The following is a 26,447-nucleotide window of genomic DNA, read 5'->3' on the forward strand; positions in this document are numbered from 1 at the left end:
TCTCTCCATGAAGCAGCCTTTTCTGCAGGCCATACGCGAGCGGGTGCTGGTGCTGGACGGTGCCATGGGAACCATGCTCCAGGAGCGGGGTCTCAAACCTGGCCAGTCCCCGGAGGAACTCAACCTCACCCTGCCCGACGTGGTGGCGTCGGTCCATCAGGATTACCTGGCGGCGGGCGCCGACATCCTCGTCACCAACACCTTCGGTGGAACCCGGGAAAAGCTTGCCCACTACGGGCTGCAGGACCGGCTCGTGGAAGTCAACGCCCGTGCCGTGGAGATCGCCCGGCAGGTGGCGGGGGACCAGGCCTATGTCGCCGCATCCATCGGCCCGACCGGCCGGTTCGTGGAGCCGGTGGGGGATCTTTCCTTCAATGCCATGGCGGATCTGTTCCGGGAACAGGCAGCGGCGCTCATCGGGGCCGGCGCCGATCTCGTCACCCTGGAGACCTTTCTCGACATCAAGGAGATCCGGGCTGCGGTGATCGCCATCCGGGAGATATCTCCCACCATCCCGGTCATCGCCATGCTCACCTTCGACGACAAGGGGCGGAGCGTGCTCGGCACACCTCCCGAGGCGGCGGCCATCACCCTGGAGGCGGTCGGCGCGGACATCGTCGGTTCGAACTGCGGTCTTGGGGTGGATGGCATTTATGACATTCTTGCCGCCATGCGCCGGGTCACCCGCCTGCCCCTCATTTCCCAGGCCAATGCCGGTCTGCCGGTGCTCAAGGACGGCAAGACGGTTTTCCCCGGCACCCCCGAGGAGATGACCGCCTACCACGACAGGATGCTGGCGCTGGGGGTGCGGATCATCGGCGGCTGCTGCGGCACCACCCCCGCCCATATCAGGGCCATAAAAGAGGCACTGTCGGGGCGGGAGCAGGTGCTTTGCCCCGCGGGCCCCCCTGCCGGAACGACCTTCCTCTCCAGCCGGAGCGGTTACGTTGCCATGGGGGGGAATAATCCGGTGACCATCATCGGCGAACGGATCAACCCCACCGGCAAGAAGGGGTTCGCCGCCGAACTGCGGGACGGCAAGGTGGCCTATATCCGTCGCGAGGCGATGGAACAGGTGGCGGCGGGCGCTCACCTGCTGGACGTGAACGTCGGCACCCCCGGCATCGACGAACCGGCAGCCATGGAACGGGCGGTATTCTGCGTCACCGGGGCGGTATCAGTCCCGCTGGTGCTCGACTCATCAAGTCCGGAAGCCCTGGAGCGGGGACTCAAGGCGGCGGATGGCAAGGTGCTGGTGAACTCGGTCAACGGCGAAGCGAAGAGCCTGGCGCGGGTACTCCCCCTCGTCAAGAAATACGGCGCCGCGGTGATCGGCCTGACCCTGGACGAGACGGGGATTCCGGATACCGCCGATGCCCGCTGCCGGGTGGCCGAAAAGATCGTGACGGCTGCCGGGGAACTGGGCATATCCCGGGACAACATTATCATGGACTGCCTGACCCTGACGGTGAGCGCCGAGCAGAAGCGGGCCATGGAAACCCTGGCAGCCATCAGGCTGGTGAAGGAACGCCTGGGGGTGAACACGGTCCTCGGGGTGAGCAACATCTCCTTCGGGCTCCCCTGTCGTCCGGTCATATCCTCTTCCTTTTTCGCCATGGCCATGGCGGCCGGCCTCGATGCGGCGATCGTCAACCCCAAGGAACAGGCGATGCTCGACGCCTGGCGCTCCGCCATGGTGCTCCTCAACCGTGACCCCAATGCCGCTGCCTACATCGATGCCTACAAGGGGGCGGTGGCGGCCTCCGCAGATATTCCGGCTGCCGACGCACCCCGGGATATCCGATCGCGCATTTCCCGTGCCGTCATCGACGGTGAGCGGGAGACCATCATCGGCCTCGTGGAGCAGGCGTTCGCTGAAGGGGTGACCCCCCTGCAGATCAGCAACGAGGCGCTCCTCCCCGGCTTGGAAGAAGTGGGGCGGCGCTTCGAGAAGAACATCTTCTTTCTCCCCCAGGTGATGCTGGCTGCGGAAACCATGCAGACCGCCTTCGGCCGGCTGAAGCAGGAGATGAAGGGGGAGGCGTTCGCAAGCCTCGGGAAGATCCTGATGGCCACGGTGGAGGGTGACATCCACGACATCGGCAAGAATATCGTCTGCACCCTTCTGGAGAACCACGGTTTCCAGGTGGTCGACCTGGGGAAGAACGTGCCGGCGGAGAAGATCATCGCCGCGGCGCGGGAGCAGGGGGTCGACGCGGTGGGGCTGTCGGCACTCATGACCACCACCATGGCCGAGATGGAAAACGTCATCGCCCGCCTCAAGGAGGCGGGAATCAGGACCTTCACCATGGTGGGGGGGGCGGTGGTCACCCAGGATTACGCCGACCGGATCGGTGCCGACCTGTATGCCAGGGACGCCATGGAGGCGGTGGCGCGGATCAGGCAGCTTCTCGGCAAGTGAAAGGAGACCGGGATTCGTCCCCTGTCCCCCAAGGATATCATTCGGGGGGAAACGGATAATCGCCGAGATACCTGAAATCTTTCACCCTTGCCGTTGCCCGAACCTGGATTTTTTACTTGTTGCAACTATTTGATTTATGTGGTAGTTTGCATTAAATTACGCCATTTGACGGACAGGAAGCGGCCATGGTAGTGGGATTCAATCACAACGTGATGTACAAGGGAGATGTCTTCCATATCCAGACCGAGGACAGCGGCGTCAACAACCCCCACATCATCACCCTCCTCTACCGGGGAGGGACCATAATCTCCTCGAAAAAGACCAGCTATGCCGACATCCTCAAGGTGAACAACCTGGAGCAGGTCGTCGAAGAGCTGATGAAAGAGCAGCACAAGGACATGCTGCGCCGCCTCAAGGGGGGCGAATTTGACGCCCGCGCCTTTGGCGGAGCAGCGGCATCTCACCCGCCGGCAGCTCCCGCTCCTCGGCCGGCGCCTTCCTCCGCACAGCCGGCAGCACCCCAGCCCGTACAGCCTTCCTCCCCCGCAGCAAAACCGGCGGCGTCCCCGTCTCCCCCTTCCGCCTCCCCCCAGAAAGCTTCACCCGAGGCTTCACGCCCCAAGCAGAGCCTTGATGAAATCATTCTCGACTACCTGGTTGCCGGCGACGACAAGTAGGTGCAGAACCATAACTCCGCTGCTGGAAAGGACACATACTGGTGAACGAACTGGTTACCCATCTGGAAGAAAAGGCCCGGCAACTCCGCGTTGCCATCGTCAAGACCCTCCATGCGTCACAATCGGGACATACCGGCGGCTCCCTGTCTGCCATCGACATGGTGACCGCCCTCTATTTCCATAAAATGCGCCACAATCCGGCGGACCCGTCCTGGGAGGGGCGTGACCGGTTTGTGCTCTGCAAGGGGCATGCGGCTCCGGCCCAGTACGTGGCCCTTGCGGAGGCGGGATATTTCCCCAGGGAAGACCTGATGATGCTGCGCCGTCTCGGCAGTCATCTGCAGGGGCATCCCGACAGCAAGGGAACTCCCGGCGTCGAAGTCTGTACCGGCTCCCTCGGCCAGGGGCTTTCCATGGCGGTCGGCATGGCTCTGGGCCTCCGGCTCGACCAGCGGGACAACCGCGTCTACGCCCTGCTCGGCGACGGCGAGCTGCAGGAGGGGCAGGTATGGGAAGCGGCCATGGCGGCCGCCCACTACAAGACGGACAACCTCTGCGCCATGGTGGACGCCAATGGCCTGCAGATCGACGGTGACGTGACGAAGGTGATGAATGTGAACCCCATCGCCGACAAATTCCGCGCCTTCGGCTGGCAGACCCTGGAGATCGACGGCCACGACATGGCGGCCATCCTTGCCGCCCTCGACCAGGCGGAAACCCTCAAGGGAGGGCCGACGGTCATCGTGGCCCGCACCGTCAAGGGGAAAGGGGTTTCCTTCTTTGAGAACAAGGCTGCCTACCACGGGGTTACTCCGAGCGACGAGGAGCTGCCCAGGGCGCTGGAGTGCCTGGGGGAGCAGTGCAACCTGTAAGGGTGAGTTGACCCTAGGCCTCATGAGGCCTAGGGGACTTATACGACCTATTGAAAGGAATTTGACATATGAGTTCAATGATCGCGACGCGTGATGCGTACGGGGAAACACTGGCGGAGCTGGGGGGGGAGGACCCCCGGATCGTGGTGCTGGATGCCGACCTGTCAGGCTCCACCAAGACCGGGGTGTTTGCAAAGAAATTCCCCGAGCGCTTTTTCAACATGGGGATTGCCGAGGCCAACATGGTCGGCACGGCTGCCGGGCTGGCGGCCATGGGCAGGGTCCCCTTCGTCTCCACCTTTGCCATCTTCGCGGTGGGCAGGGCCTGGGAACAGGTACGCCAGTCCGTCGCCTATCCCAAGGCCAACGTGAAGATCGTTGCTACCCATGGTGGCGTCACGGTCGGCGAGGACGGCGGTTCGCACCAGTCGGTGGAGGATGTGGCGATCATGCGGGCGGTTCCCAACATGACCGTCATCGTGCCGGCTGATGGTGTGGAGACCAGGGCGGCCATTCGCGCCGTGGCTGCCTACAAGGGGCCGGTCTACGTCCGCCTCGGGCGGAACAAGGTGCCGACCGTGTTCCCGGCAGATTACCGGTTTGAAATCGGCAAGGGGACCGAACTGGTGGCCGGCACCGACCTGACTTTCGTCACTACCGGGCTTATGACCGCCCAGGCGGTTGCCGCCGCGGAGCAGTTGAAAAAGGAAGGGGTCAGCGCACGGGTCGTGCATATCGGCACCATCAAGCCGCTGGACCAGGAGCTCATCGTCAAGGCTGCCCGGGAAACGGGCGCCATCGTGACGGCAGAGGAGCATTCCATCGTCGGCGGACTGGGGAGCGCGGTGGCAGAAGTGCTGGCTGAGCAGTGCCCGGTGCCGCTCAAACGGATAGGGGTCAACGACCGGTTCGGGACCTCCGGCAAGGCGGAAGAGCTTTTGAAGTACTTTGGCCTCACCGCGGAGCATCTGGTGGAGGCGGGCCGGGAGATGCTGTCGAGGAAATAGCATGGGAACCAGTCCTGTCGGATCGAACCGGGGCTTTACCTACATAGTGGTGCTGATGATGGTGCTGATCATCGGCATCATGCTCGGGGCTGCGGGACAGGTCTGGACGACGGTCATGAAGCGGGAGCGGGAGGCTGAGCTCCTGTTTCGCGGTGGTCAGATCCGGAACGCCATCGAACAATGGCATACGTCGTTCAAGCGGGGAGGACCGCCACCCCATCCGATCGTCGATCTCAAGGATCTGCTGCAAAACCCCTATTCCCTGCAGAAAATACGCTACCTGCGCCGCCTCTACAAGGACCCGATTACCGGCGAGGACTGGGTTATCGTGAAGGACCCGGCGAAGGGGATCATCGGGGTGGCAAGCTCCAGTGAGCAGACTCCCCTCAAGCAGGGGGGGTTCCCCGAACCCTTCACCGATTTCGAGGGAAAGACCAAGTACAGCGACTGGCAGTTCGTCTACCGCCAGACGGTACCGGGTGCGACGACGGCGACGACGTCGGGTGCGACGACGGTGATGACACCGGGACAGAAGAGTAAGTAAGCACGGCTGCCGTCCTGCCGGGGACAACTATTCAATGGAGGCAGGTTGGTCTTCAAAAGTCTGACAACCAGGGTCATCATCCTTACCATAAGCCTTCTGGCCTTCGGTATCAGCATCTATACCTACCTTAATCTCAAGCGGGAACAGACCCAGCTCATCAATGCCGCACGGGAAAGCACCGAACTCCTTCTCAATACCATCGAGCGAAGCATCTACAGCTCCATGCGGATCGGCAACACGGAGGATACGCGGGCCATCCTGGAAATGGTCGGGCAGAACACGAAGCTTGCCGGGGTGCGGATATTTCATCCCCACGGAACGATACTCAAATCCTCCATACCGGGAGAAGTGGGGGGGTTGCTCAACCCTGCGGATTACCAGCTTTTTCTGCAGGGAAAGAACGAGGGTGTATTTACGCAAGACGGGCGGGGGGAAGTGCTCGTCATGCAGAAGCCGATTTACAACGACGAGCCGTGCCACATCTGCCATGGCAATAAAAGCCGGATAATCGGCATCCTGGACGTCAACTATTCGCTTCAGGAGACGAGGAGGCGGATGTGGGAGGCGACCAGACTGTTCATCCTCTCCACGGTGGCGATCGTCTGTTTTCTTGCGATCACCATCTCGCTGGTCATGTTCAAGTTCGTCAAGAAACCACTCACCCGCCTCACGGAAAAGATGGCCCTGGTGGAGCAGGGGGACCTGTCGGTCAGGATGCAGCCGTTCGGGAAGGACGAAGTGGGGCGGCTCATGGCCAGTTTCGACTCCATGGTGGAGCGACTGGACAATGCCAAGCGCGAGCTCGAACAGTTGCACTTCCAGCAGATGGAGCGTGCCGACCGGCTGGCGTCGGTGGGGGAGATGGCCGCCGGCATAGCCCACGAGATCAAGAACCCTCTGACCGGCATCGCGGCGGCCATCACGATCATCAAGGACGATTTCACCCCCACGGACCCACGGACGGAAATCGTCAACGAAGTGCTTGAACAGGTGAAGCGGCTGGACAAGACGGTCAACGATCTGCTCTTCTTTGGCAAGCCGACACCGCCGGAACCGACCTACGCCGATCTGAACGCCCTGCTGAAGAAGACACTCATGTTTGCATCCCAGCATCGGGGCGTAAAGAGCATCGAGAAAAGACTGGAGCTGCAGGAAGACCTGCCGCCGGTATATGTGGACGGCAAGCAGATCCAGCAGGTGCTGCTGAACCTGATCCTCAATGCCGTCCAGGCCATGCCGGCCGGCGGCCTGCTGACCATAACAAGTCAGCTGGCTGAACAGGATGGCAAGCGGTGGGTGCGGGTCAGTATTGCCGATACCGGCCAGGGAATCCCCCCCCTGATTCTGGGGAAGATTTTCACACCGTTTTTCACCACCAAGGCCCAGGGAACCGGGCTTGGTCTGGCCATCTGCCACAAGCTTGTCACGCAGCATCAGGGAACCATTGCCGTTACCAGCGAGGACGGGCGGGGAACCGTTTTCACCGTTTCCCTTCCCGCCGATCAGTTGCCGGGCGACCCTGACCATGATCGACCGACCGACCCCATTCCGGTAGAAAAGGAGCACCTGTGAAAAAAACGAAAATTCTGGTTGTTGACGACGAGCATCTGATCCGCTGGTCGCTCGAACAAAACCTGAAGAAGCAGGGATACGAGGTGACTTCCGCGGGTAACGGGGAAGATGCCCTGAGACTGGTGCGGGAGGACCAGCCGGATCTGGTGCTCCTCGATATCCAGTTGCCGGGGATCAACGGTCTGGAGGTCCTGGAGCGGATCAAGGAGATCGACGAGGAAATCATCGTCATCATGGTCACCGCCCACGGGGGGCTGGAAACGGCGGTCAACGCCATGCGCCTCGGCGCCTATGACTACATTAACAAGCCATTCAATCTGGACGAGATGGCGATCGTCATCAAGAAGGCGCTGGAGACGTCCGACCTGCGCCGCGAGGTCGCCCGGCTGCGGAGCGAGCAGAAGAAGATCGGCCCTCCCCAGATAATAGGCACCAGCAAGCATATGAAAAATGTCCTGGAGATGATGGACAAGGTGGCCAAGAGCGATGCCACAACCGTCCTGATCCAGGGAGAATCGGGGACCGGCAAGGAACTGGTCGCCAAGTGGATACACTACGAGTCGAGCCGCGCGGAGAAGCCGTTTGTTGCCATCAACTGCGCCGCCGTCCCTGCCACCTTGCTGGAAAGCGAACTGTTCGGTCACGAAAAAGGGGCCTTTACCGACGCCAAGGCGACCAAAAAAGGACTCTTCGAACTGGCCGACGGCGGTACCGTGTTTCTCGACGAAATCGGCGACATGGAGATGGGGATGCAGGCCAAGCTCCTCCGCTTCCTGGAAGACCGTACCTTCCGCCGGATCGGCGGTTCCAAGGTGATGAGCGTCGATGTCCGGATCGTCTCCGCAACCAACAAGGACCTGCTCAAGGCAATCGACGATAAATCATTCCGCAATGACCTCTATTACCGGCTCCAGGTAATCCCCATTTTCCTCCCCCCCCTGAGGGAGAGGAAAGACGACATCCTCCTCCTCGCAAAGTATTTCATCGAGCACTACTGCAAGGAATTCAACAAGCATGTCAGGAGCATATCCAACATGGCGGAGAAGCTCCTGGTGGAATACCACTGGCCCGGCAATATCCGCGAACTGAAGAACGTCATCGAGCGTGCCCTGATCCTGGGGAGCGAGGAAACGCTGCTGCTGGAGCATCTCCCCCTGGAGATCGTGGCCCGGGCCTCCTCATCCGTGGCCCCCGTGGCGACCTTCAAGCTTCCATCCGAAGGGGTCGACATCGAGGAGGTCGAGAAGGAGCTGATCCGCCAGGCGCTGGAGATATCCGACTGGAACCAGTCCAAGGCGGCAAAAAAACTGAGTCTCGGTATCGACGCCTTCAGGTACCGGATGAAAAAATTCGGGTATCTCAAGTAAGCGGCGAGTACGCGCAATCCCAGCAGGCAGATCGACAGACTTTGACCAGGGTTTATCCATATTAATGATTATGGCACCGTTGTTGCACTTTTACTGCCGTGCGTAGATGTGGCCGGCAGGGAGCGCACCTTGTAACATTCTGAAATAAGGCTGCTTCGGGGAAATTGGTTGCAAGGTCATACGGTCCCGAATGTGCCCGTTGTTGGCTATTTCGCCGTAGCGTACGTGCTATTTCGCGATTATGAAGCGTAATGGGATTCTGGGCAGCTGCCTGCATGCGATCGAAGCTGTGGAAAGCCTGAAAGAGGTGTGGATTACATGAACAAGATAGTCGGAATGATGGCAGCGGTTGGCGTATCGCTGGTGATGGCTTCGACCGTCCTGGCCGCAGCGGGAAAAGTCGCCTATACGGTGCACAACATGTCCAGCACCAACCCTGGTGGCCTTAATCGCTATATAAAAAGCGATACGGAGACCCAGATATGCATCTTCTGCCATACCCCCCATAATGCCCGTCCAGCGGTTCCCCTCTGGAACAAGGTCATGCCCTCCCAGGCGTTCAACATGTACACGTCATCCTCGACCCTGTCACCCGCCGCCAGTGCGGTCACCGCTCCGGGACCGGAGTCGCTCCTCTGTCTGAGCTGCCATGACGGTCGAACCGCCATCAACGTGCTGCACAATTCGAGGAACCCCGCTGCCCAGTCAGTCGGGACGGACAAAGTTGTCAGTCTTGACGGGTTTGCCTATAACGACCCGAATGTGCCGGCCAATGGTACGGAGGGGATTGGCGTCGGGATTGGTATATCCATGGGAACGCTCGGGTTCATTGGCAGCTACAGTCCGAACATCGGCAAGACCTCCAGCGACGACTATTACGGCGGCAACCTCATGGATGACCATCCCATTTCGTTCTCGTATACTGATGCCCAGGGAGACAAGCCGGCCAAGCTTAACAGTCTTGCGGACGTAGGTTCCAAAAGCGGTTATGCGATCCGTTTTTTTGGCCCTGAGAGACGGTTGGAATGTTCCAGTTGTCACGATCCCCACGTTGCCTACCAGGCGGACCGGATGGGAACGCCTGGTTTGACGGAGGGTGACCCGAAGCTCAGGCCGTTCCTCGTCATGTCCAACGAAGGAAGCGCGCTCTGTTTTGCCTGTCATAACAAATAGGCGTGCGCTGGGAATAAGGAAGGGATAGTTAGTATGGGGATCGAGCAGGGGCCTGAGTAATGGCGACTGACGATCCCTATATTTTTATGCGTTATTTAGCGTACCGGTTTTTATTTCTTAGCAATATACTGTGGGCGGCAATCTCTGTTGTAAAGCAGATAGGTGAATAATTATCGGCAATTGAAAAATTTCATCACTCCCCCGTTTTTAGTGCCTGCTGAAGGCACCTATATTGCATTGTTAGTGTTACCGCGGGACTCTTTATTTATTCGACATAGTAATTAACCATCTGTTTTTATTAGTATCCGGAGGCATTCACATGCTAACCAGATTGTACACCATGCTCGTAATCGCTGTCATCATGCCGGCTGTTCTGGTTATATCGCTGACCAGCACGTCTTCTGCCGCCACGGTGCCTGTTGTAACCGTGTTGAGTCCTGTCACGCGAAACGTCAGTTCACCGGTCAGGATTGTGCTGGATCAGCAGGGGAATTACTATGTGACCGATCCCCGTGCCGGTGGTGTGTCGAAATTCAACACCTATGGCCGACTGATGAAGAGCATTCCGACCCCGCTGCCGCCCCTCGGTGTCGCGCTGAACGACCAGGGGAACCTGGTGGTGACCCAGGGGAGTTACGTGGTGGTCCTGGACCAGAACGGCGCAGAGCTGGGACGGCTCGGTTCGGGTGCCGGACAGTTCAAGAAGGCAAACGGCATTGCCATCGACGGAAATGGCTACATATATGTCGTGGACAGTCTCGATGATAATGTCAAGGTGTTCACGGGTGACGGGCAGTATGTCAAGGCTATTGGCTCCACCGGGACTGCTGTCGGGCAGTTCACCATGCCTACCGCCATCGCCTACGAAAAAAAGGCCAACCAGATCGTCGTGACCGATACACTCAACGGGCGGGTGCAGTTTTTCAATGCATCGACCCATGTTGCGGAGAAAAGCATCGGCAAGCTGGGGGCCAATGCCCTGCAGTTCAGCTCACCCCAGGGGATTTCGTTTGAGTATGACGCAACCGGCACTGCGAGCAGGATGTACGTGGTCGATACCTTCCAGAGCACCGTACAGGTGATCGACCCGGCGGGGGCAGGGACGTTTCTCGCCTTCATCAGTTCCTTTGGCACCGCTAACGGCCAGCTGGTCGTACCCGGGGATGTCGCCTACGATCCGCTCAACAAACGCCTTATCGTCACCAATGGTTACGGTTATCTGACCATGTTCGGCATAGATGGCGGAACCAATCCTGCCAAGACCACCCCGCCTGTCCTTGCCATCGATCCGGTGGCTGCCAACGTCAGCACGTCGAACATAACTATCAGCGGCACCGTCGAGGCCAGCAGCACCGTTGCCGTCGCGACCGGCAGCACCGCCGTGGCCTCCGCGGTTGCCTACACCTCCGCAACGACCTGGACATGCGACATCACCGGGCTTCTTCCCGGCAGCAACGTCATTACCGTTACCGCTACCGACGGGGCAGGAAATACGGCCAGCCAGACGGCAACGGTCGTCTATACCCTTCCCGCACCCTCGCTGACCTTGAACGCAGGGCTGCCTACTCTTGTCAGGGACGCAAGTCTGACCATGTCGGGTTCGGTCGAGGCGGATGCGACCGTAACGGTCAGCAACACCACCACCGGCACGACTGAAGCTGCCACAATTGCCGGTACTGCCTGGAGCTACACGGCAACCCTGGCTGCCGGGGTGAACAATATCACGGTTACCGCCCAGAAGCCGGGTAGCAGCCCTGCCGTTATCAGCACCAGCGTGACGCTCGACGCGGTCGCACCGGTACTTGCGGTTTCCGCCCTTCCCACCGGCAGCTATACCAGCACACAGACCCAGAACATAAGCGGCACAGTGAGCGACGCGAACCTGGACAGTGTCACCGTTAACGGCCAGCCGGTCGTCGTGACCAACGGCACCTTCAGCACGTCGGTGACCCTTGTCACGGGCGCCAACACGGTGAACGTCGCCGCCAGCGACCTGCTCGGCAACACGAGTTCCGACACCAGGACGATCTACTTCGATGCGGCGACGCCGGTCATCATCGTCGCGTCCCCCGCCGACAACGCCATGACCAACGCGACGACACTCACCGTCAGCGGCAGCGTGGACAAGGCCGCGACCGTGACCGTCGCCGGCAAGGCCGCCAAGGTGGACGGCAGCAACAACTGGACCGCCAATCTCGAACTGCTGGCCGGACAGAACACCATCACCATCACGGCAGTGGACCTGTACGGCAATACGTCGACCCTGAAGCGAACCGTGACGCTTGACGCGGCAAACCCCGTACTGGCAATCACGTCGCCGTCGCAGGACCTTACTACCAAGAAGCCCAACGTCGTCCTTGCCGGTACCGTCAGCGATTCCAGCGAGGTTGCCCTGTCCAGCTCGGTGAACGGTGTCATAACCCCGCTTGTTGCCGTGGCTGGTACCTATTCGTTCAACGTGGATTTCACGGCGGAAGGGACGTACCCGGTCCAGGTCATCGCGACCGATGCGGCGGGCAACTCGACAACAACGACCAGGACCATTACCTACGACAAGACTCCGCCGAAACTGACCGTCAACAAGAGCAGTGCCTACCAGCCTGCCAGGTTGAGCGGCACGGTCGAACCGGATGCGACCGTGCAGGTTAAAGAGGGGGAGGTTGTTCTTGCCACTGCCGCAATCAGCGATGCTGCGTGGAGTGTCGACCTCGGTACCGCCACCTATGATCCCGCCGCCCTCAGGATCTTCGCATACGACGCCGCCGGCAACAGCACTGCCCTGGGACTGACCTACCAGTTCCCGGACGGCGACGTGGACGGCAACGGGACGGTCACCATGGCCGATGCCCTTACGTCCATCCGGCTTGTGGTCAATAACGGAACGCCGACAGCCGCACAGCTTGCCCATGGCGACATCGGCCCGCTGGTCAACGGCAAGCCCAATCCTAACGGAACCATCGACCTGGTCGATGCGCTGCTCATACTGAGAAAAGCGGTGGGCCTGAAGAGCTGGGACCTGCCGTAAGCGGTAGCACAGGTGACGCAGGATGCTGAGTACAACGTTTAATTTCATAAAGCTTTTCGGGAGCGCAACCATGAAAAGACGATTTGCATACACTCTGGGGGCCGTGGCGCTTGTTCTGCTGACGACGACCGCGGCACTGGCCATAGACGCACCGCACAATTATAACTGTACGGTCTGTCACGTCACCCACCGGACCCTGGGGCTCAATAACACGGTCAACATCTGTCTCGCCTGCCATGCGTCTCCCTCGACCACCACGCACAACTTCAGACCGATGGACCAGGCGAATCCCTTCGGGACCGTGTCGCTGGGGAGTTACACGTCTTCCACCAAGGGGCGGCAGACCTCCCACAACTGGAATGCTCCCGACACTCTCCCCGCCGCCGCGGCGACCCCGCCGGCAACATTGGCCATGAATACGCCGTCTTCCATCACGAAGACCGTGACATGCGCCCGTTGCCACTCGATCCACGTCGGGTATGCCGATTACACCGGGACCAATCCCAAGCGCTCCAAGCCGCTTCTCAGGATGAGAAACGACGAGGACCAGATGTGCATGGACTGCCACAAGAGCCGCAACCAGACGACATCCACCCAGGGAACGCACCCGGTCAACTTTGCCTACAACGACGCGAGCCGTGGACCTGCGACCAAGCCGAACAACTATTACAGTCAGCCGGTAGCCAATGCCGCCAACCCGACCGCACAGATGAAGCTCATCAACGGCAAGGTGCTCTGCTCGACCTGCCATGCTCCCCACTTTGCCGACTCCAATGCCAGCACCTTCGACAACAATTCCAGCGCGGTCATGGGACGGCTCTCCTCGTCGACGGGGCTCCTGCTGCGGACCAATCTGAAGGGCAAAACGGTCACCGACAGCAATATCTGCGTCAACTGCCACAAATCGGCCGACAACCCCGCCAATCCCCTGGCCTCCATGCGTAACCACAACGGGGCGAAGAACCAGAACATCCAGTGCGCCGACTGCCACGGCGGCCACGTCGATTACGATCCCCTGGGGGATCCGAACGGGCTCAAGAATGTCTATCTCATCAACCGGTACATGAACGTCTCCACCCAGTACGGGGCGGTGAGAAACGTCCGGGTGCTGTACCAGTACACCTCGGCCGCCAAGAAAAATTTCAACAAATCCACGGGGGGCGGCGTCTGTCTTGGCTGCCACTCGCCACTCCCCAATACTGTTGCCGACCATGCCTACGAGAATGCCAGTGAATGTCTCAAGTGCCACAGCCACTCCCAGGGGTTCTCGGCCAACTGTACTTCCTGCCACGGTTATCCTCCGACCCTGAATGTCGCCAAGGGGCCGAGCGGTTACGCGGTCGATGGACCGAGGGATTATACGACTTCCGGCGTATTCAAGGATGAGTCCCAGACTCCCCACGGTGCCCACGCCGCCGGCGGTACCGGCTACAACTTCGGCTGCGTCGAGTGCCACAAGGGGAACAGCCACAACAACGGCCAGTTCCAGCAGGTGTTCATCACCAAGACCGGCATCATCGCCGCCGGTGGCGGTGCTGCCAACCCGACCTACAACACGGCGTCAACCGGTACCTGTACAACCACCTACTGCCACAGTAACGGCAACCCGGCAGGCGTCGGCATCGCCTATCCCGGCACTGCCCCGAAATGGGCGGGCGGGAAGGATGACATCATTGCGCTTGGTGGTGCTGCCCGCTGCGGATCCTGCCATGCGGCAGTCCCCGCCACCAACGCCCACACGAAACACGTTGCCGGTACGGCCGGGAACATGTCGTATGGTTGTGCCCAGTGCCATGCCGCGACGGTGAGCGGCAACACGACCCTGCTGGATGCTGCGCGCCAGTCGGGCGGAACCCACGTCAACGTCGTCAAGGACGTTCTCTTCTCCGGTACCGTCGGCGCCAGGGTCCTGAGCGGTTCCAGCTGTTCCACCGTTTACTGTCACAGCAACGGCGGTGCCGCGAGCACGACCGGTGTGGCTGCTGTTTACTCCAATCCGGTCTGGACCACCCCTGCTTCCGGTCAGTGCGGCTCCTGCCACGCAACCAACGCACTTGCCACCAACGGCCATGCCGCTCACCTTACGGCAACCTATGGGCCCAATTTCAACGGGTCGGCACTGCCGGTAAACTGCCAGAACTGCCACGATACCTACGTCAATGAAACCTCCGCACCGCATGTGAGTGGCACCATTGACTATAACGCCACCGCCTGTACCCCCTGCCATCCGACGGCAGGCACCTATATCTGGAACACCGGTCGCGTCACCTGCCAGAGCTGCCACTCGGGTGCGACCCTCTCGGTCATCGGCGGAGCGGCTGCTCCGTTCAAAGACGGTGCCGTCTTTACCGCCGGTGGTCACGGCCAGTATCCGGCGAGCAACACCTGCCAGAGCTGCCATGATGCCAACAAGGCACATATCTCATCGGTTGCGTTGGCAGATCCCAAGCGTCTCACCGCGGCAAATGACAACAACCTCTGCATAAACTGTCACAACGCGAACGCTCCGGCGGAGAAGCAGGTGCCGACCCATGTCACCGGCAAGAACGCTTCCCAGGAATCGAATCCGACCATGGACTGCAAGGTCTGTCACGACGTCCACGGCACGACCTTCAGCAGGATGGTCAGGGCGAAGATCAAGTTCGGTACCCTTTCATCCACTACCATCAACTACAACGGCAGCAACTTTGTCCAGCTGACCCCGCCCTACAAGGGGCTCTGCCAGGTCTGCCACACCTTGACGACCCATTACCGGAACGGGGTCAACGAGGGGACCAATCACCCGACCACCAACTGCCTCGGGTGCCACGCCCACAAGGATACCTACGCGTTCAAGCCGAAGGCCTGTGACCAGTGCCATGGTTATCCGCCGGTTCCGAGCACGGAGCTTGCCGGTCTGCGCATCCAGGGTAATTACACCAGCGCCAGGGCAGAGGATTACAACTACGGCGGCGGTGTCCATGCCCGGGCCGGCCACATCAAGAAGGACGCCCGGCCGTCCGAAGGGTGGGCCAACTGTACGGTCTGTCATGCTAACGGGTCCATGGCCCCCACAACCCACATCATAACGGTGCCGGCACCGTACACCCCGGTCCAGCGGGACATCACCATCGACGTGGATGATGCCTACAAGTTCAACAACGGTACACCTCTTGGCCGCGCCCAGTACAGCGGTCCGCTGAATGGCACAGGCACGACGGGCAACACGGCCGGCAGCTGCTCCAACGTGAGCTGCCACTTCAAGCCCACACCGAATTGGGCTCCGTAACCTGCTGACGTTAAATTCGGGGGTGGCGACACCACCCCCGCTGAAAAAAACATAGAGTTCGGTTTGCTTATTTATAAGGAGTTGGCAATGAAAAGACATCGTGTAGCTGGGAACAGTCTGATACCCGTGATTGCTGTCTTGTTCTCGCTAATGGCGTTACTTGTCCAGACAGGCATCGTATATGCTGCACCGATAACGGACTGTGCCGGCTGTCACGGCATGCCGCCGCTGGACGATGCCACACGCAATATCACGACTGGCGGATTTCAGGGGAACCACCAGACCCACCAGCCTGCAGCCGCAGTGGCGGGTAACTGCGGAGCCTGCCACGGTGGCGGGGTAGTCGGCTACAACAACGCCCACCGCGACGGGTTTATCCGGTTCTCCTCCAGCATCAACGGCTCACCGGCAACCGGTGCCTACTCCAGAGGAACATTCTTTGCCCAGTCCGCCACGCCGGCGTTGGGTACCTGCTCCAATATCAATTGCCACTTCGAGAAAGTGACCCCCACCTGGGGAAGCGCCAGCTTCACCTACACCGACAGCGCCACCAATGACTGCGACCAGTGCCACGGGGCAGCCCCCAGTGACGGCAACCATCCCGTCACCGGCCAGAAGCATGCAGCCTACTACGGCACCACCACCGGTTCCTGCGTAAAATGTCACTCCGACCACACCGCCGAGGCGAACAAGTTCGCCCACGCCACCAGCGCCGGCAACCGCGGCCTGCAGGTGCTCTTCACCGCCGCACCCAACGACAGCGGCACCTACAGCGGCAACGTCAGTTATCCCAACTACCTGCCGAGCAAGAGCCCCGCGCGCAACGGCACCTGTACCAACCTGTACTGCCACAGCCCCGGTACCAAGGCGACCGGCGTCGATCTTCCCAATGCGACCGCAACATGGGGGGGGACGCTCGACTGCAGGGGGTGCCACAAGGCCGATTTTAACGGTACTGCAGGCAGTGATATCCAGACCGGCAGTCACCGGGCCCACGTCAACGGGTTCGGCGTTGCCTACAACACCATCAAATGCGTAACCTGCCATGCCGTTACCGCTACCGCAGGCATGACCATAGCTACCTACGGCAACCACGTCGACAAGCAGGTCCAGGTTGCCTTCGACAACACGTCCAGTGCTGCGGCCGGTTCCTACAACGCCCAGCTTGCCACACCCGCTTCGCCGTCGGTCAAGGCCCCCGGATCCGCAGTCGGCCAGTGCTCCAATGTCTACTGCCATTCCACCGGCCAGGGGGCAAACGGTTCCTGGCCCCCGACCTACCAGACTCCCACCTGGGGGACCCCTGCAACCGGCAGATGCGGTACCTGCCATGCCGTCAACAATGACCATAGCGGCCAGGCGTCGGTAGCTCCCGTGAACAGCGGAAGCCACACGAAGCACCTGACCTACACATTCGGCATTGCCCAAGAAGAAACGCGGTGCGCCGCGTGCCACATGACGTCCACGAATCAGGCCGATTTCAGCCCGTCAGCCTGTAGCTCCAATGCCTGCCATGCGGTCATGAACCAGAAACATGCCAATTACGAGATCAACGTTGGCATGCCTGACTACTTCGGCGTGTCTGCTACCTACAACGGCACCACCAAGCCGGGTGACGGGTACAACTCCTGTGTCTCCGTCTACTGCCACAGTGACGGCCAGGGAACCCCCACCTACGCACCGGCGGTTACCTGGGGAAGTGGAACGCTCAACTGCGCCTCCTGCCACGGCACTGCCGCGGCCAATGGCGCCGGCGGCTCGGCCCTGTCCGGCAAGCATGCCGCCCACGTGAACAATGCCGCGGCCTTCGGTACCAACAACAGCTTCGGCTGCGTTGACTGCCATCAGAAGACGGTGGCGGACAACAGCACCCTGAATGCCACCACCGGCACCACCGTCCACGTCAACAAGTTCGTGGATTACACCGGACTCCGGGCTGGCGGATCTGCCCGCTACAACAGCGGTACCAAGCAGTGCTCCAACATCTACTGCCACTCCAACGGCAATGCCACGAGTCTCGTCTACGTCAATCCGGCGGCGTGGAACTCGGCCACCTCTTATGGCTGCAACGGCTGCCACGGTACCAGCAACGCGACCACCGGCGCACCCGATTACGCGAGCGGTGGCGCCGACAGCGCCACCCGCAACAGCCATACCAAGCATGTGGCCGGTGCTGGTGTTACCGATACCACCGGTTGCGCCACCTGTCACTACAGGACGGTCGATGCGGCGGTTGCCGGCAAGCTGCGCAACTACTCCACCATGCACCTGAACGGTGCAGAGAACGTTGCCTTCAAGGTGATCGCTGGCAAAACCGGCGTCTACAACGCGGACACAACCTGTTCCGCCACCTACTGCCATGGTACCGCAGCTTCGCCCAAGTGGGGACTCACCGTCGGCGTGCCGCTGGCCTGCAACACCTGTCACGGTGCCAGCAATGCCCTGCCCGGTGCTCACGCCCAGCACTGGGAGACGGCAACACTCGCCACCAGCTATACCCTCACACCGGTCAACAGCGGCAACGCCGGTTCATACCAGTTCAACTGCTCCTCCTGCCACCGGCCCGGTTCCGCCTACGCCGTCCATGCCACCGGCCCGGCCCATGCCAACGGCGCCGGCCAGGTGTTCTTCGGCTACACCTCTGCCACCCGCAAGGGGACCTATACCTTCGCGACCACCCAGGGGAACGACAACGGCTTCACCTGGACCAACGGCACCTGTGCTTCCACCTACTGCCACAGCAACGGCAACGGTGCCAACCCGGTCAACGCTGCATTCACCTGGGCATCGCCGAACGGCACCCTCAACTGCGGCGGCTGCCATAACAAAGCGGGTGACGCCACCTGGTCGGGAAGCGCCTCCCATCTCAAGCACGTCACCGCCTACTCCGGCAGCAACACCATATCGTGCGGTTCATGCCACAGCCTGACGGCATCGAGCAATACCGCCGTGAGCGACAAAACGAAGCATGTCAACAAGGTGAAGGACGTCAACTTCTCTGCGTGGGCCGGCGGTACCTGGTCGGGTACAACCTGTTCCAACACCTACTGCCACAGTACCGGCGTTAACCCGGGCGCACCCACCCATGCCGCCATCTCCTGGGCTGCGCCGCCGACGGTCAACTGCGACAGCTGCCATGGCGGCACCGCAGCCAATCCGCCTGCATCCTCTCCCCACGTCAAGCACGTGGGTACCGCTGCCGGCTATAAATTCGCCTGCGTCAAGTGCCATGCGCGGACCGTCAAGGCCACGGCCGATTCCACGACCTTCGCCACCATTTCCAGCGTTCACCTGCACCTGAACAAGCTGAAGGATGTGGCGTTCGACAGCACCGTGAACGGAAGCTGGGACGGCACCACCTGCAGCGCCACTTACTGCCACAGCAAGGGAACCGGCGGCACCTCACAGACCGGTGATGTCCGCCCGATCACCGCCGGCACCAACCCGACCTGGTCGGGGACGCTGAACTGCGGTGCCTGCCATGGCGGCGGCAATGCCAACGGCCAGCCGGAGTACGCTAACAACTCGCTCAAGACCAACAGCCATGGCAAACACCCGACGGATTGTTCCCGCTGCCACTATGCCACCACCACCGACGGGACAACCATTGCCACCCCGGCCAACCATGCCAACAGGACCTATGACCTGCTGCAGAAAACCGGCACCATCTTCAGCTACACCTATGCATCCAACGGCGGTACCTGTTCGGGGATCGGTGTGGCAGGGGCTGCGGGCAGATGCCATTTTGCCGGCAATGCCCAATGGGGAGAGACCCTCACCTGCGACAGGTGCCATGATATCAATACCCTGTCCGGCGCACACAAACGGCACGTCGGCGGACTCAACCTGGCAACCATCCCCTTCTATGCCTACACCGCCAACCAGTCGGTGGGCGGCGACACCGACGGCGTAACCTGGAAAGCCTACTCCTTCGGCTGCGCCAACTGCCACCCGGTAGACCGGGGTGTGTATCACGCCAACGACTCCGTTCAGGTGCAACTTGACAACAGGGTCGGTGTCAGCAAACTCCGGAGTCTGAACCCGGTCACTGCCGCCACCAGCAAGGCGCCGGGTGCAGGTGACCTCCAGTGCCTGAACATCTACTGCCACAGCGACGGCAAGGGGAACTACGTGACGACCCCGGCCTGGAATACGACTGTCTCGGTCGCCAACCGTTGCGGACTCTGCCACGGCAATTCGCCCACCGGAGACTCCCATGCGGCCCATACGAACTACGCCTCCATCCACGAGGCTGACATATACCAAGGTCCGGGCTACTCCGGGAAGCTTTCGACGAGCACCGTGTCCAAAACCCACGGTGATCCGGCCCAGTCCACAACCATCAGCTGTAACATCTGTCACAAGGATACGATCAACTTTGCCCGTAACAAGTACAACAGCAGCTGTTCCGCGGCGAGCTGTCACGGTAACGCCACGGGCAACAACGCTGATGCCCTGGGCGCCGCCCGGATCACCGGTCTCGACAAGCACGTGAACGGCACGAAGGATGTCTCCTTCACCACCGTCGCCGTGAAGTCCAAAGCCCAACTCCGGCCGGCCAGCTACGACTCCACGGTCTGGACGCGGAGCGCTTACAAAGGTGGCCCGACAGCCTCCGGTTCCTTCGACACCGCCAAGACCGCACTCAGCAACACCATGTTCAGCGGCGGCAACTGCTCCAACATCTCCTGCCACAACGGCAAGTCGGTCAACTGGACCAACGATTACGGCAAGGCGGTCAGCTGCACCATCTGCCACGACAGCCTGTAGTTAACGCAACGCCTGCCGGTCTGCCTCGAAAGGGTGGACCGGCAGGCATACTGATGCTATAGTTCCGTTTCCAACGACGATAATTATCTGAGGTGAGGTCACCATGGGAAGAGTCATAGCGAAGAAAATCCGGGGGATGAATCTGTGGGTCAAGGTCGGTCTGGTGACGACCCTCACATTGCTCGTCAGTGTTTTCATGTACCAGGGGTGGTACAAACCGAAAGCGTCTCAGGCAGTTGTTACTGACACCTTCACAACAGCCGGGACGGGTACCTGGACCGCACCAGCCGGAGTAACTTCAGTAACTATCGAATGTTGGGGGGGCGGCGGCGCCGGTGCGCAAAGGTCGACTAACGGCAATGGCGGTGGTGGTGGTGGTGGCGCGTACGCAAAAGTAAATACCTTCAGCGTTACTCCCGGTAACAACTACTCTTATACCGTCGGTGCTGCGGGTACTTCGGCAGCTACGCCGACAAATGGCGGAGCATCTTCCTTTAACGCCACTACCTGCGTAGCTGCAGGTGGGACCAGTGCTGCTACCAACTCGGCCACTGGTGGTGCTGGTGGTCTCGCATCTGCATCAACAGGTAATGTGAAGTATAATGGTGGCAACGGATGGACGGCAACCGGTACTGGTGGCGGTGGGGGCGGGAGCTCCGCTGGTACCGCATCGGCAGGTAATAATGCGACGTCTTCCACTGGTGCCACAGCAGTAACCGGCGGCGGTCCCGGCGGAAATGGTCGGACCGGATCACAGGGAGCAGGCTCACCCCCGGCTTCTGGCCCCGGTGGCGGTGGCGGGGGAGCCTATAGGACAGGTTTCGGCACAGTCGTCGGCGGTGACGGCTATGCCGGTCAGGTCAGGATCACCTATGCCGTCAATATGACCACTGCAGGGGCAGCCACGGCGACTGCCGGTACCAGCAGCAATATCGCTGTCAGTATGCCGTACACCTATGACGAGAACGGTACCAACACCTACACGGTAGCCTACAAGCTTTCGTCTTCCAGCGATTGGACGAACTGGGTGACCGATGCTCCCCACGTGGCAAGCCCCTACGCAACGACCATTACCGGCCTGGCAGCAGGGCAGACTTATGACGTCATGGTCACCTATGATGACCCGGACGGTGTTAACGGGACGAACCCCCAGACCTTTACCGGCATCGCGGTCACCGATACCAGAACGGTCACCGGCATGGCGACGGCAACAGCAGCGAGTACGACGACCATTGCCGTGACCATGCCGTACCTGGCGGATTCCAATGCAAACAACACCTACACGGTGGCTTACAAGCTGACATCTTCCGGCACCTGGACGAACTGGGTAACCAATGCCGCCCACACGGCAAGCCCGTACACGACGACGATCACCGGCCTCACTGCGGGAACCGCCTATGATGTGAGAATGACCTACAACGATGCCAACGGTATCATCGGCAGCAACAACCAGATTGTCACCGTGGGTACACCGTTTGCTCCAGCCACTGTCACGTTTACAACCGCTGGAACGGCTAACTGGACCGCGCCCGCCGGGGTCACTTCCGTCACGGTCGAATGCTGGGGAGGTGGTGGTGCCGGTGCGCAAAGAACTACCACTGGCAGTGGCGGGGGCGGGGGCGGGGGCGCCTATGCAATGGCAACGGTAGTTGTTGTACCTGGTAACAGTTATTCCTATACCGTCGGTCCCGCTGGTGTCTCAGGAGCAACGCCGACTAACGGCGGCGCTTCTTCATTCAACACTACCGCCGTTGTAGCTGCCGGCGGGACCAGTGTCGCTCAAAATACGGCGACCGGTGGTGCCGGCGGTCTCGCATCGGCATCCACCGGTGATGTGAAGTATGACGGGGGTAGTGGTTTTACAGCTGCTGGTGGTGGCGGTGGTGGTGGCGGCTCCGGCGGCACCTCATCGGCAGGGAATGCTGCTACCTCCTCGACCGGCGCGGCTGCAGTCGCGGGAGGCGGTCCTGGGGGTAGCGGGCGGACTGGTACGTCTGGTGCTGGTACTGCGCCTGCATCAGGCCCCGGTGGCGGTGGCGGTGGTGCTTACAGAACAACAAACGGCACATCGCTTGGCGGTAACGGCTATGCCGGTCAGGTGACTCTTACCTATACCCCCGGGGTTTTGGCGACAACTGTCGGTATAGGGACAGCGGCTGACGGTGGTGCCGGCAACATCGACGTCACCATGCCGTTCGTATTTGACGATAACAACAACAACTCGTACACGGTGGAATACAAGCTGTCGTCTTCCGGCACCTGGACAAACTGGGTGACCAACTCGCCCCATGTTGACAGCCCCTATGTCACGACCATCGCGGGACTGACACCGGGTAGCTCTTATGATGTGAGACTGACCTGGAATGACCCGAACGGCGTGAACGGAACAAGTCCCCAGACCATTTCCGGCATTGCGGTTACCGATAAGAGGACTATCGCCGGAACGGCGACGGCTGTGCGTTCGTCGACGACAACTATCGACGTGACTATGCCCTACTCGAACGATGGAAACGGCAACAACACCTATACCGTGGATTACAAAGATAGCACATCCGATACCTGGACGAACTGGGTAACCGCCGCGCCTCATACGGCAAGTCCTTACACCACGACGATCACGGGGCTAACTGCGGGAAACTCCTATGACGTGAGAGTGACCTATGACGACCCTGATGGTGTTGTGGGGGCGAATCCGCAGACATTCATCCTGGGTACCCTTGCCGGGGAAGCGTCTGTTGTGTCGAATGCGACCAGCATCAGCTACACCATGCCGTATACCGGTGACTCGAACGGTAACAACTCATACACTGTGGAGTACAAGCTGACGTCCTCCGGTACCTGGACGAACTGGGTAACCAACGCGCCCCACGTTACATCTCCCTATACCGCTACAATCACGGGCCTCACCGAAGGGCTCTTTTACGACATTCGTCTGACGTACAATGATTCCGATGGGGTTAGCGGCACCAATCCCCAGACCTTTACCGACATCTTTACCATAAACCCGTTGCTTCATAACAGCGTCACGACGACAAACATTTCCAAGAGCGCTCCCTATTGGAGCCCATCGACTCCTCCTGCCACCGTTGCCGGATGGGGAATAACCGGGGCAAAATACGGGAAATTCGACTGCACCACCTGTCACATCCCGGGGACGACCAATATTTCCCGGATCAAGTTGACTCTCACCCCGCCGGATGCGACAACCTTCCCCGGCAGTGCGGTGCTGTTCCAGTCCAAGACGACTAAAAATGACGCCGTCAATCCGAGCTTCGGCGTCTACTCGACGACCATCACCAACTCCAAGCAGATTTGCGAGGTCTGTCACACCTATACAAGCTACCACAAGCAAAATCAGCCGCTCCCGGTAGTCAGCCACGAAAACCTGGCGAAGCAGATAGACTGCATCGAGTGCCACAAACATAACCAGGGATTCAAAGCCATCGGCGGCTGCACCATCTGTCACAAGTACGTCCAGCGTAAGAATCCTTTAGGTACCGCAACCCGCACGCCTGTCATGAGCCAGTTCAGCAGCGGCAACTCACACCATATCCAGGGTGTGGAAGTAACGGACAAGCTTTGCTACCAGTGCCACTGGGAAGCGAACAGCGACGGTACCGTTAATGTCAAGTATCACGGGGGTACGCTCAAACCCAATTCACCGGTCAATCTGGTGGTTTACCAGGGGGGGGCACGTCCGTCAATACCCAACTCGACGACGTTCATCTCCTATAGTGCGACCGGTACCAGAAACGACGTGGGCAAGCTGAACAAGGTCTGCCTCGGTTGTCACAGCTCGGCAAATGACGCCGCAACTCCCTTCGGGGACGGAAAGACTCCCAAGCAGTATGCATGGGACGACCGGAGCATCGACGAGCGGTACAGCCAGACCGGTACGACGCCGTGGGGCAAGAAGAGCGGTAACAACACCACCCCCAAGGCAAGCGTCACCAAGGCGTTCTCCGCCCACGGCAATGCCGCCAACAACCAGCAGGGCTTTGCCCATAACACCCTCAATGCCGCTACGGAAGCGTGGACAAATAGCACCGGTTCGGGCAAGGTCGTCTGTTACGATTGCCACAACTCACACGGCTCCAAGGTTGCCGGCGTGACCAGCAGCTACTCCAGCGCCACCGGCAAAGGGCGGGGTGCGATACTCAAGGACACGACGGCAGGCCAAGGGGGCTACACTGTCACCTACAAGCCTGCAGCGGGCGGTTCGGCCGCTACCAAGAACGTGTATAACGCCGGTGCCGGAATCTGCTTCGACTGCCACCAGACCGCAAGCGCCGGGACAACCCCATGGGGTTATGGAACCTATGGCGCAACCAAGTCCATCCTCGGTTACTGGGATACCCCCTATTTCGGCGCAGCGGGTGGCACCTTCCCTCCCACGCAGCGCTACACCTACAAGGCGGGGACTGCCGGTGCCAAGAATGCCAATGCGGGTGGCCACTTCGGCGCATCATCGACTCTCGACAATCCTCCCGACGCTGCCCACCAGATCGGTGGCCTCTGTACGCCTTGCCACGACCCCCACGGCGTCACCAAGAACACGGCGAAGGTCAGCGACCAGAACTACGCGGTACCGTTGCTGAAGGGGACCTGGGTCACTTCGTTCTACCAGGAGGACCTGGCTCCTGCCGCCACCAACGATAAGCGGGGCGGTGGCAGCAAGCAGGCTATTTTGGCTGGTGGTAGTACGCCGGCGTACAAGATCGACCAGAACACTCTGCAGGCCAATAAGGCTGCGGTTTCCCAGAACTCGACGGACACCAACCTTGCCTGGACCTGGGGCACCGCGGGGAGTTCGCTCAATACCCTGACGGAAGACCAGTTTGCCGGGCTCTGCACCACTTGCCACAACAAGTCGGCCCTTGCACCGAAGGCGGGGCAGAATACCGCGCCGGATGCTTGGAAGTCGCGTTCCAGGATCCACGGCACGGTTGAAGGATGGGCGACCACGGCCTCCGCGACAGATGCCAACGCCAACAATGCCATCCACGCGTTCACCTGCTCCAAGTGCCATACGCCGCACAACTACCGACTGCCGCGGCTGATGGTCACCAACTGCCTCGACTACAGCCATCGCGGAAAGGTGGCTTCTGGCGGGACCGTTGCTGCTACTCGCGGCAATAATGCCACTACCAATAACGGGAACATGATGTCCAGCGCCTACAGCACCGGTAACGGTGCAGGCCGTTTCCCGAGCGGCGGTGCGCGGTACAACGGGACCAGGGGGATTGGCTCCAATAACAGCAGCGCCCATTACCCCGGTCCCTGGTTCTTCGGTATCAATATGGATACTAACAGTCAAACTCCGCCCACGGTTCCGCCCACAGAGACATCGCCGCTCTCGTACTCAACGTATTGTCATGATACTGCCAATGCTGGGCGCAGTGGGGACACACCCACCTATCCCGCAAGCCAGCGATGGAATAGCAAGACTCCGTGGTAATGGGACATAGACGGATGGGACGTAAGAACAGATTTTTCAGTGTGGAGTGAGAACAGAGCACGAAGAATTGCCGTGCGGAAAGGAGATGAAACGATGAAGAAGCGTACCTACACTGCACCGAAGGTGGTTGGCTCGGCAAACGTTCATCCCTGCTAAGCCACGATGCACTGGGGTGAGGCTGTATCGGCCTCACCCCGTTTTTATGTATTTCTCATCCTTGTGCTAGGATTGTGTTGCTCGTTCATGCAACCCCGCTTACAATCTGTGTATCCCCTTGGCATGGGCTGTTGCC

The 26,447-nt window shown here is 60.3% G+C and carries 12 protein-coding genes; all 12 read left to right on the top strand.

The genetic code is table 11. The annotated features are described in order from the left end of the window. Nucleotides 1–7: 7 nt before the first annotated feature. The 12 genes from KI810_RS04355 to KI810_RS04410 all read left to right on the top strand — a co-directional run bounded on the left by KI810_RS04355 (nt 8) and on the right by KI810_RS04410 (nt 26,155). Nucleotides 8–2,422 carry a homocysteine S-methyltransferase family protein gene (locus KI810_RS04355; protein ID WP_214174232.1) on the top strand — a complete coding sequence of 805 codons (2,415 nt, stop codon included), beginning with the start codon at nt 8–10 and terminating at the stop codon, nt 2,420–2,422. 185 nt (nt 2,423–2,607) lie between these two features. Next, the gene (locus KI810_RS04360) at nt 2,608–3,099 is read left to right on the top strand and encodes a RomY N-terminal domain-containing regulatory protein (RefSeq protein ID WP_214174233.1); all 492 of its coding nucleotides are present in this window, start codon (nt 2,608–2,610) and stop codon (nt 3,097–3,099) included. 41 nt (nt 3,100–3,140) lie between these two features. After that, complete coding sequence (locus KI810_RS04365) at nt 3,141–3,971, top strand: transketolase (RefSeq protein WP_425513890.1); 831 nt, start codon at nt 3,141–3,143, stop codon at nt 3,969–3,971. A gap of 68 nt (nt 3,972–4,039) precedes the next feature. Beyond that, on the top strand, nt 4,040–4,978 hold the full coding sequence (locus KI810_RS04370) for a transketolase family protein (RefSeq protein WP_214174234.1): 939 nt from the start codon (nt 4,040–4,042) through the stop codon (nt 4,976–4,978). Nucleotide 4,979: 1 nt separating this feature from the next. Beyond that, complete coding sequence (locus KI810_RS04375; protein ID WP_214174235.1) at nt 4,980–5,522, top strand: type II secretion system protein; 543 nt, start codon at nt 4,980–4,982, stop codon at nt 5,520–5,522. Between the two features lie 45 nt (nt 5,523–5,567). Continuing rightward, entirely contained in the window at nt 5,568–7,094 is a 1,527-nt protein-coding gene (locus KI810_RS04380; RefSeq protein ID WP_214174236.1) for an ATP-binding protein, read from the top strand. Next, entirely contained in the window at nt 7,091–8,461 is a 1,371-nt protein-coding gene (locus tag KI810_RS04385) for a sigma-54-dependent transcriptional regulator (protein WP_214174237.1), read from the top strand. The genes KI810_RS04380 and KI810_RS04385 overlap by 4 nt, the downstream gene beginning before the upstream one ends. A gap of 318 nt (nt 8,462–8,779) precedes the next feature. Beyond that, nucleotides 8,780–9,634, top strand: a complete 855-nt coding sequence (locus KI810_RS04390; protein ID WP_214174238.1) for a cytochrome c3 family protein — start codon at nt 8,780–8,782, stop codon at nt 9,632–9,634. A gap of 319 nt (nt 9,635–9,953) precedes the next feature. Further along, nucleotides 9,954–12,659 (top strand): Ig-like domain-containing protein, encoded by a 2,706-nt coding sequence (locus KI810_RS04395; RefSeq protein WP_214174239.1) that lies wholly within the window; start codon nt 9,954–9,956, stop codon nt 12,657–12,659. 70 nt (nt 12,660–12,729) lie between these two features. Then, nucleotides 12,730–15,927, top strand: a complete 3,198-nt coding sequence (locus tag KI810_RS04400) for a CxxxxCH/CxxCH domain c-type cytochrome (protein WP_214174240.1) — start codon at nt 12,730–12,732, stop codon at nt 15,925–15,927. Between the two features lie 87 nt (nt 15,928–16,014). Beyond that, on the top strand, nt 16,015–20,697 hold the full coding sequence (locus KI810_RS04405) for a CxxxxCH/CxxCH domain c-type cytochrome (RefSeq protein ID WP_214174241.1): 4,683 nt from the start codon (nt 16,015–16,017) through the stop codon (nt 20,695–20,697). Between the two features lie 103 nt (nt 20,698–20,800). Further along, the gene (locus KI810_RS04410) at nt 20,801–26,155 is read left to right on the top strand and encodes a glycine-rich domain-containing protein (RefSeq protein WP_214174243.1); all 5,355 of its coding nucleotides are present in this window, start codon (nt 20,801–20,803) and stop codon (nt 26,153–26,155) included. Nucleotides 26,156–26,447: the final 292 nt, after the last annotated feature.

Origin of the sequence: Geomobilimonas luticola (assembly GCF_018476905.1) — a bacterium.
GTDB lineage: Bacteria > Desulfobacterota > Desulfuromonadia > Geobacterales > Geobacteraceae > Geomobilimonas > Geomobilimonas luticola.

Excerpts from the sequence above, each read along its gene's own strand:
- KI810_RS04355 (WP_214174232.1), top strand. The coding sequence starts at position 8 with ATGAAGCAGCCTTTTCTGCAGGCCATACGCGAGCGGGTGCTGGTGCTG.
- KI810_RS04360 (WP_214174233.1), top strand. The coding sequence starts at position 2,608 with ATGGTAGTGGGATTCAATCACAACGTGATGTACAAGGGAGATGTCTTC.
- KI810_RS04370 (WP_214174234.1), top strand. The coding sequence starts at position 4,040 with ATGAGTTCAATGATCGCGACGCGTGATGCGTACGGGGAAACACTGGCG.
- KI810_RS04375 (WP_214174235.1), top strand. The coding sequence starts at position 4,980 with ATGGGAACCAGTCCTGTCGGATCGAACCGGGGCTTTACCTACATAGTG.
- KI810_RS04390 (WP_214174238.1), top strand. The coding sequence starts at position 8,780 with ATGAACAAGATAGTCGGAATGATGGCAGCGGTTGGCGTATCGCTGGTG.
- KI810_RS04395 (WP_214174239.1), top strand. The coding sequence starts at position 9,954 with ATGCTAACCAGATTGTACACCATGCTCGTAATCGCTGTCATCATGCCG.
- KI810_RS04400 (WP_214174240.1), top strand. The coding sequence starts at position 12,730 with ATGAAAAGACGATTTGCATACACTCTGGGGGCCGTGGCGCTTGTTCTG.
- KI810_RS04405 (WP_214174241.1), top strand. The coding sequence starts at position 16,015 with ATGAAAAGACATCGTGTAGCTGGGAACAGTCTGATACCCGTGATTGCT.
- KI810_RS04410 (WP_214174243.1), top strand. The coding sequence starts at position 20,801 with ATGGGAAGAGTCATAGCGAAGAAAATCCGGGGGATGAATCTGTGGGTC.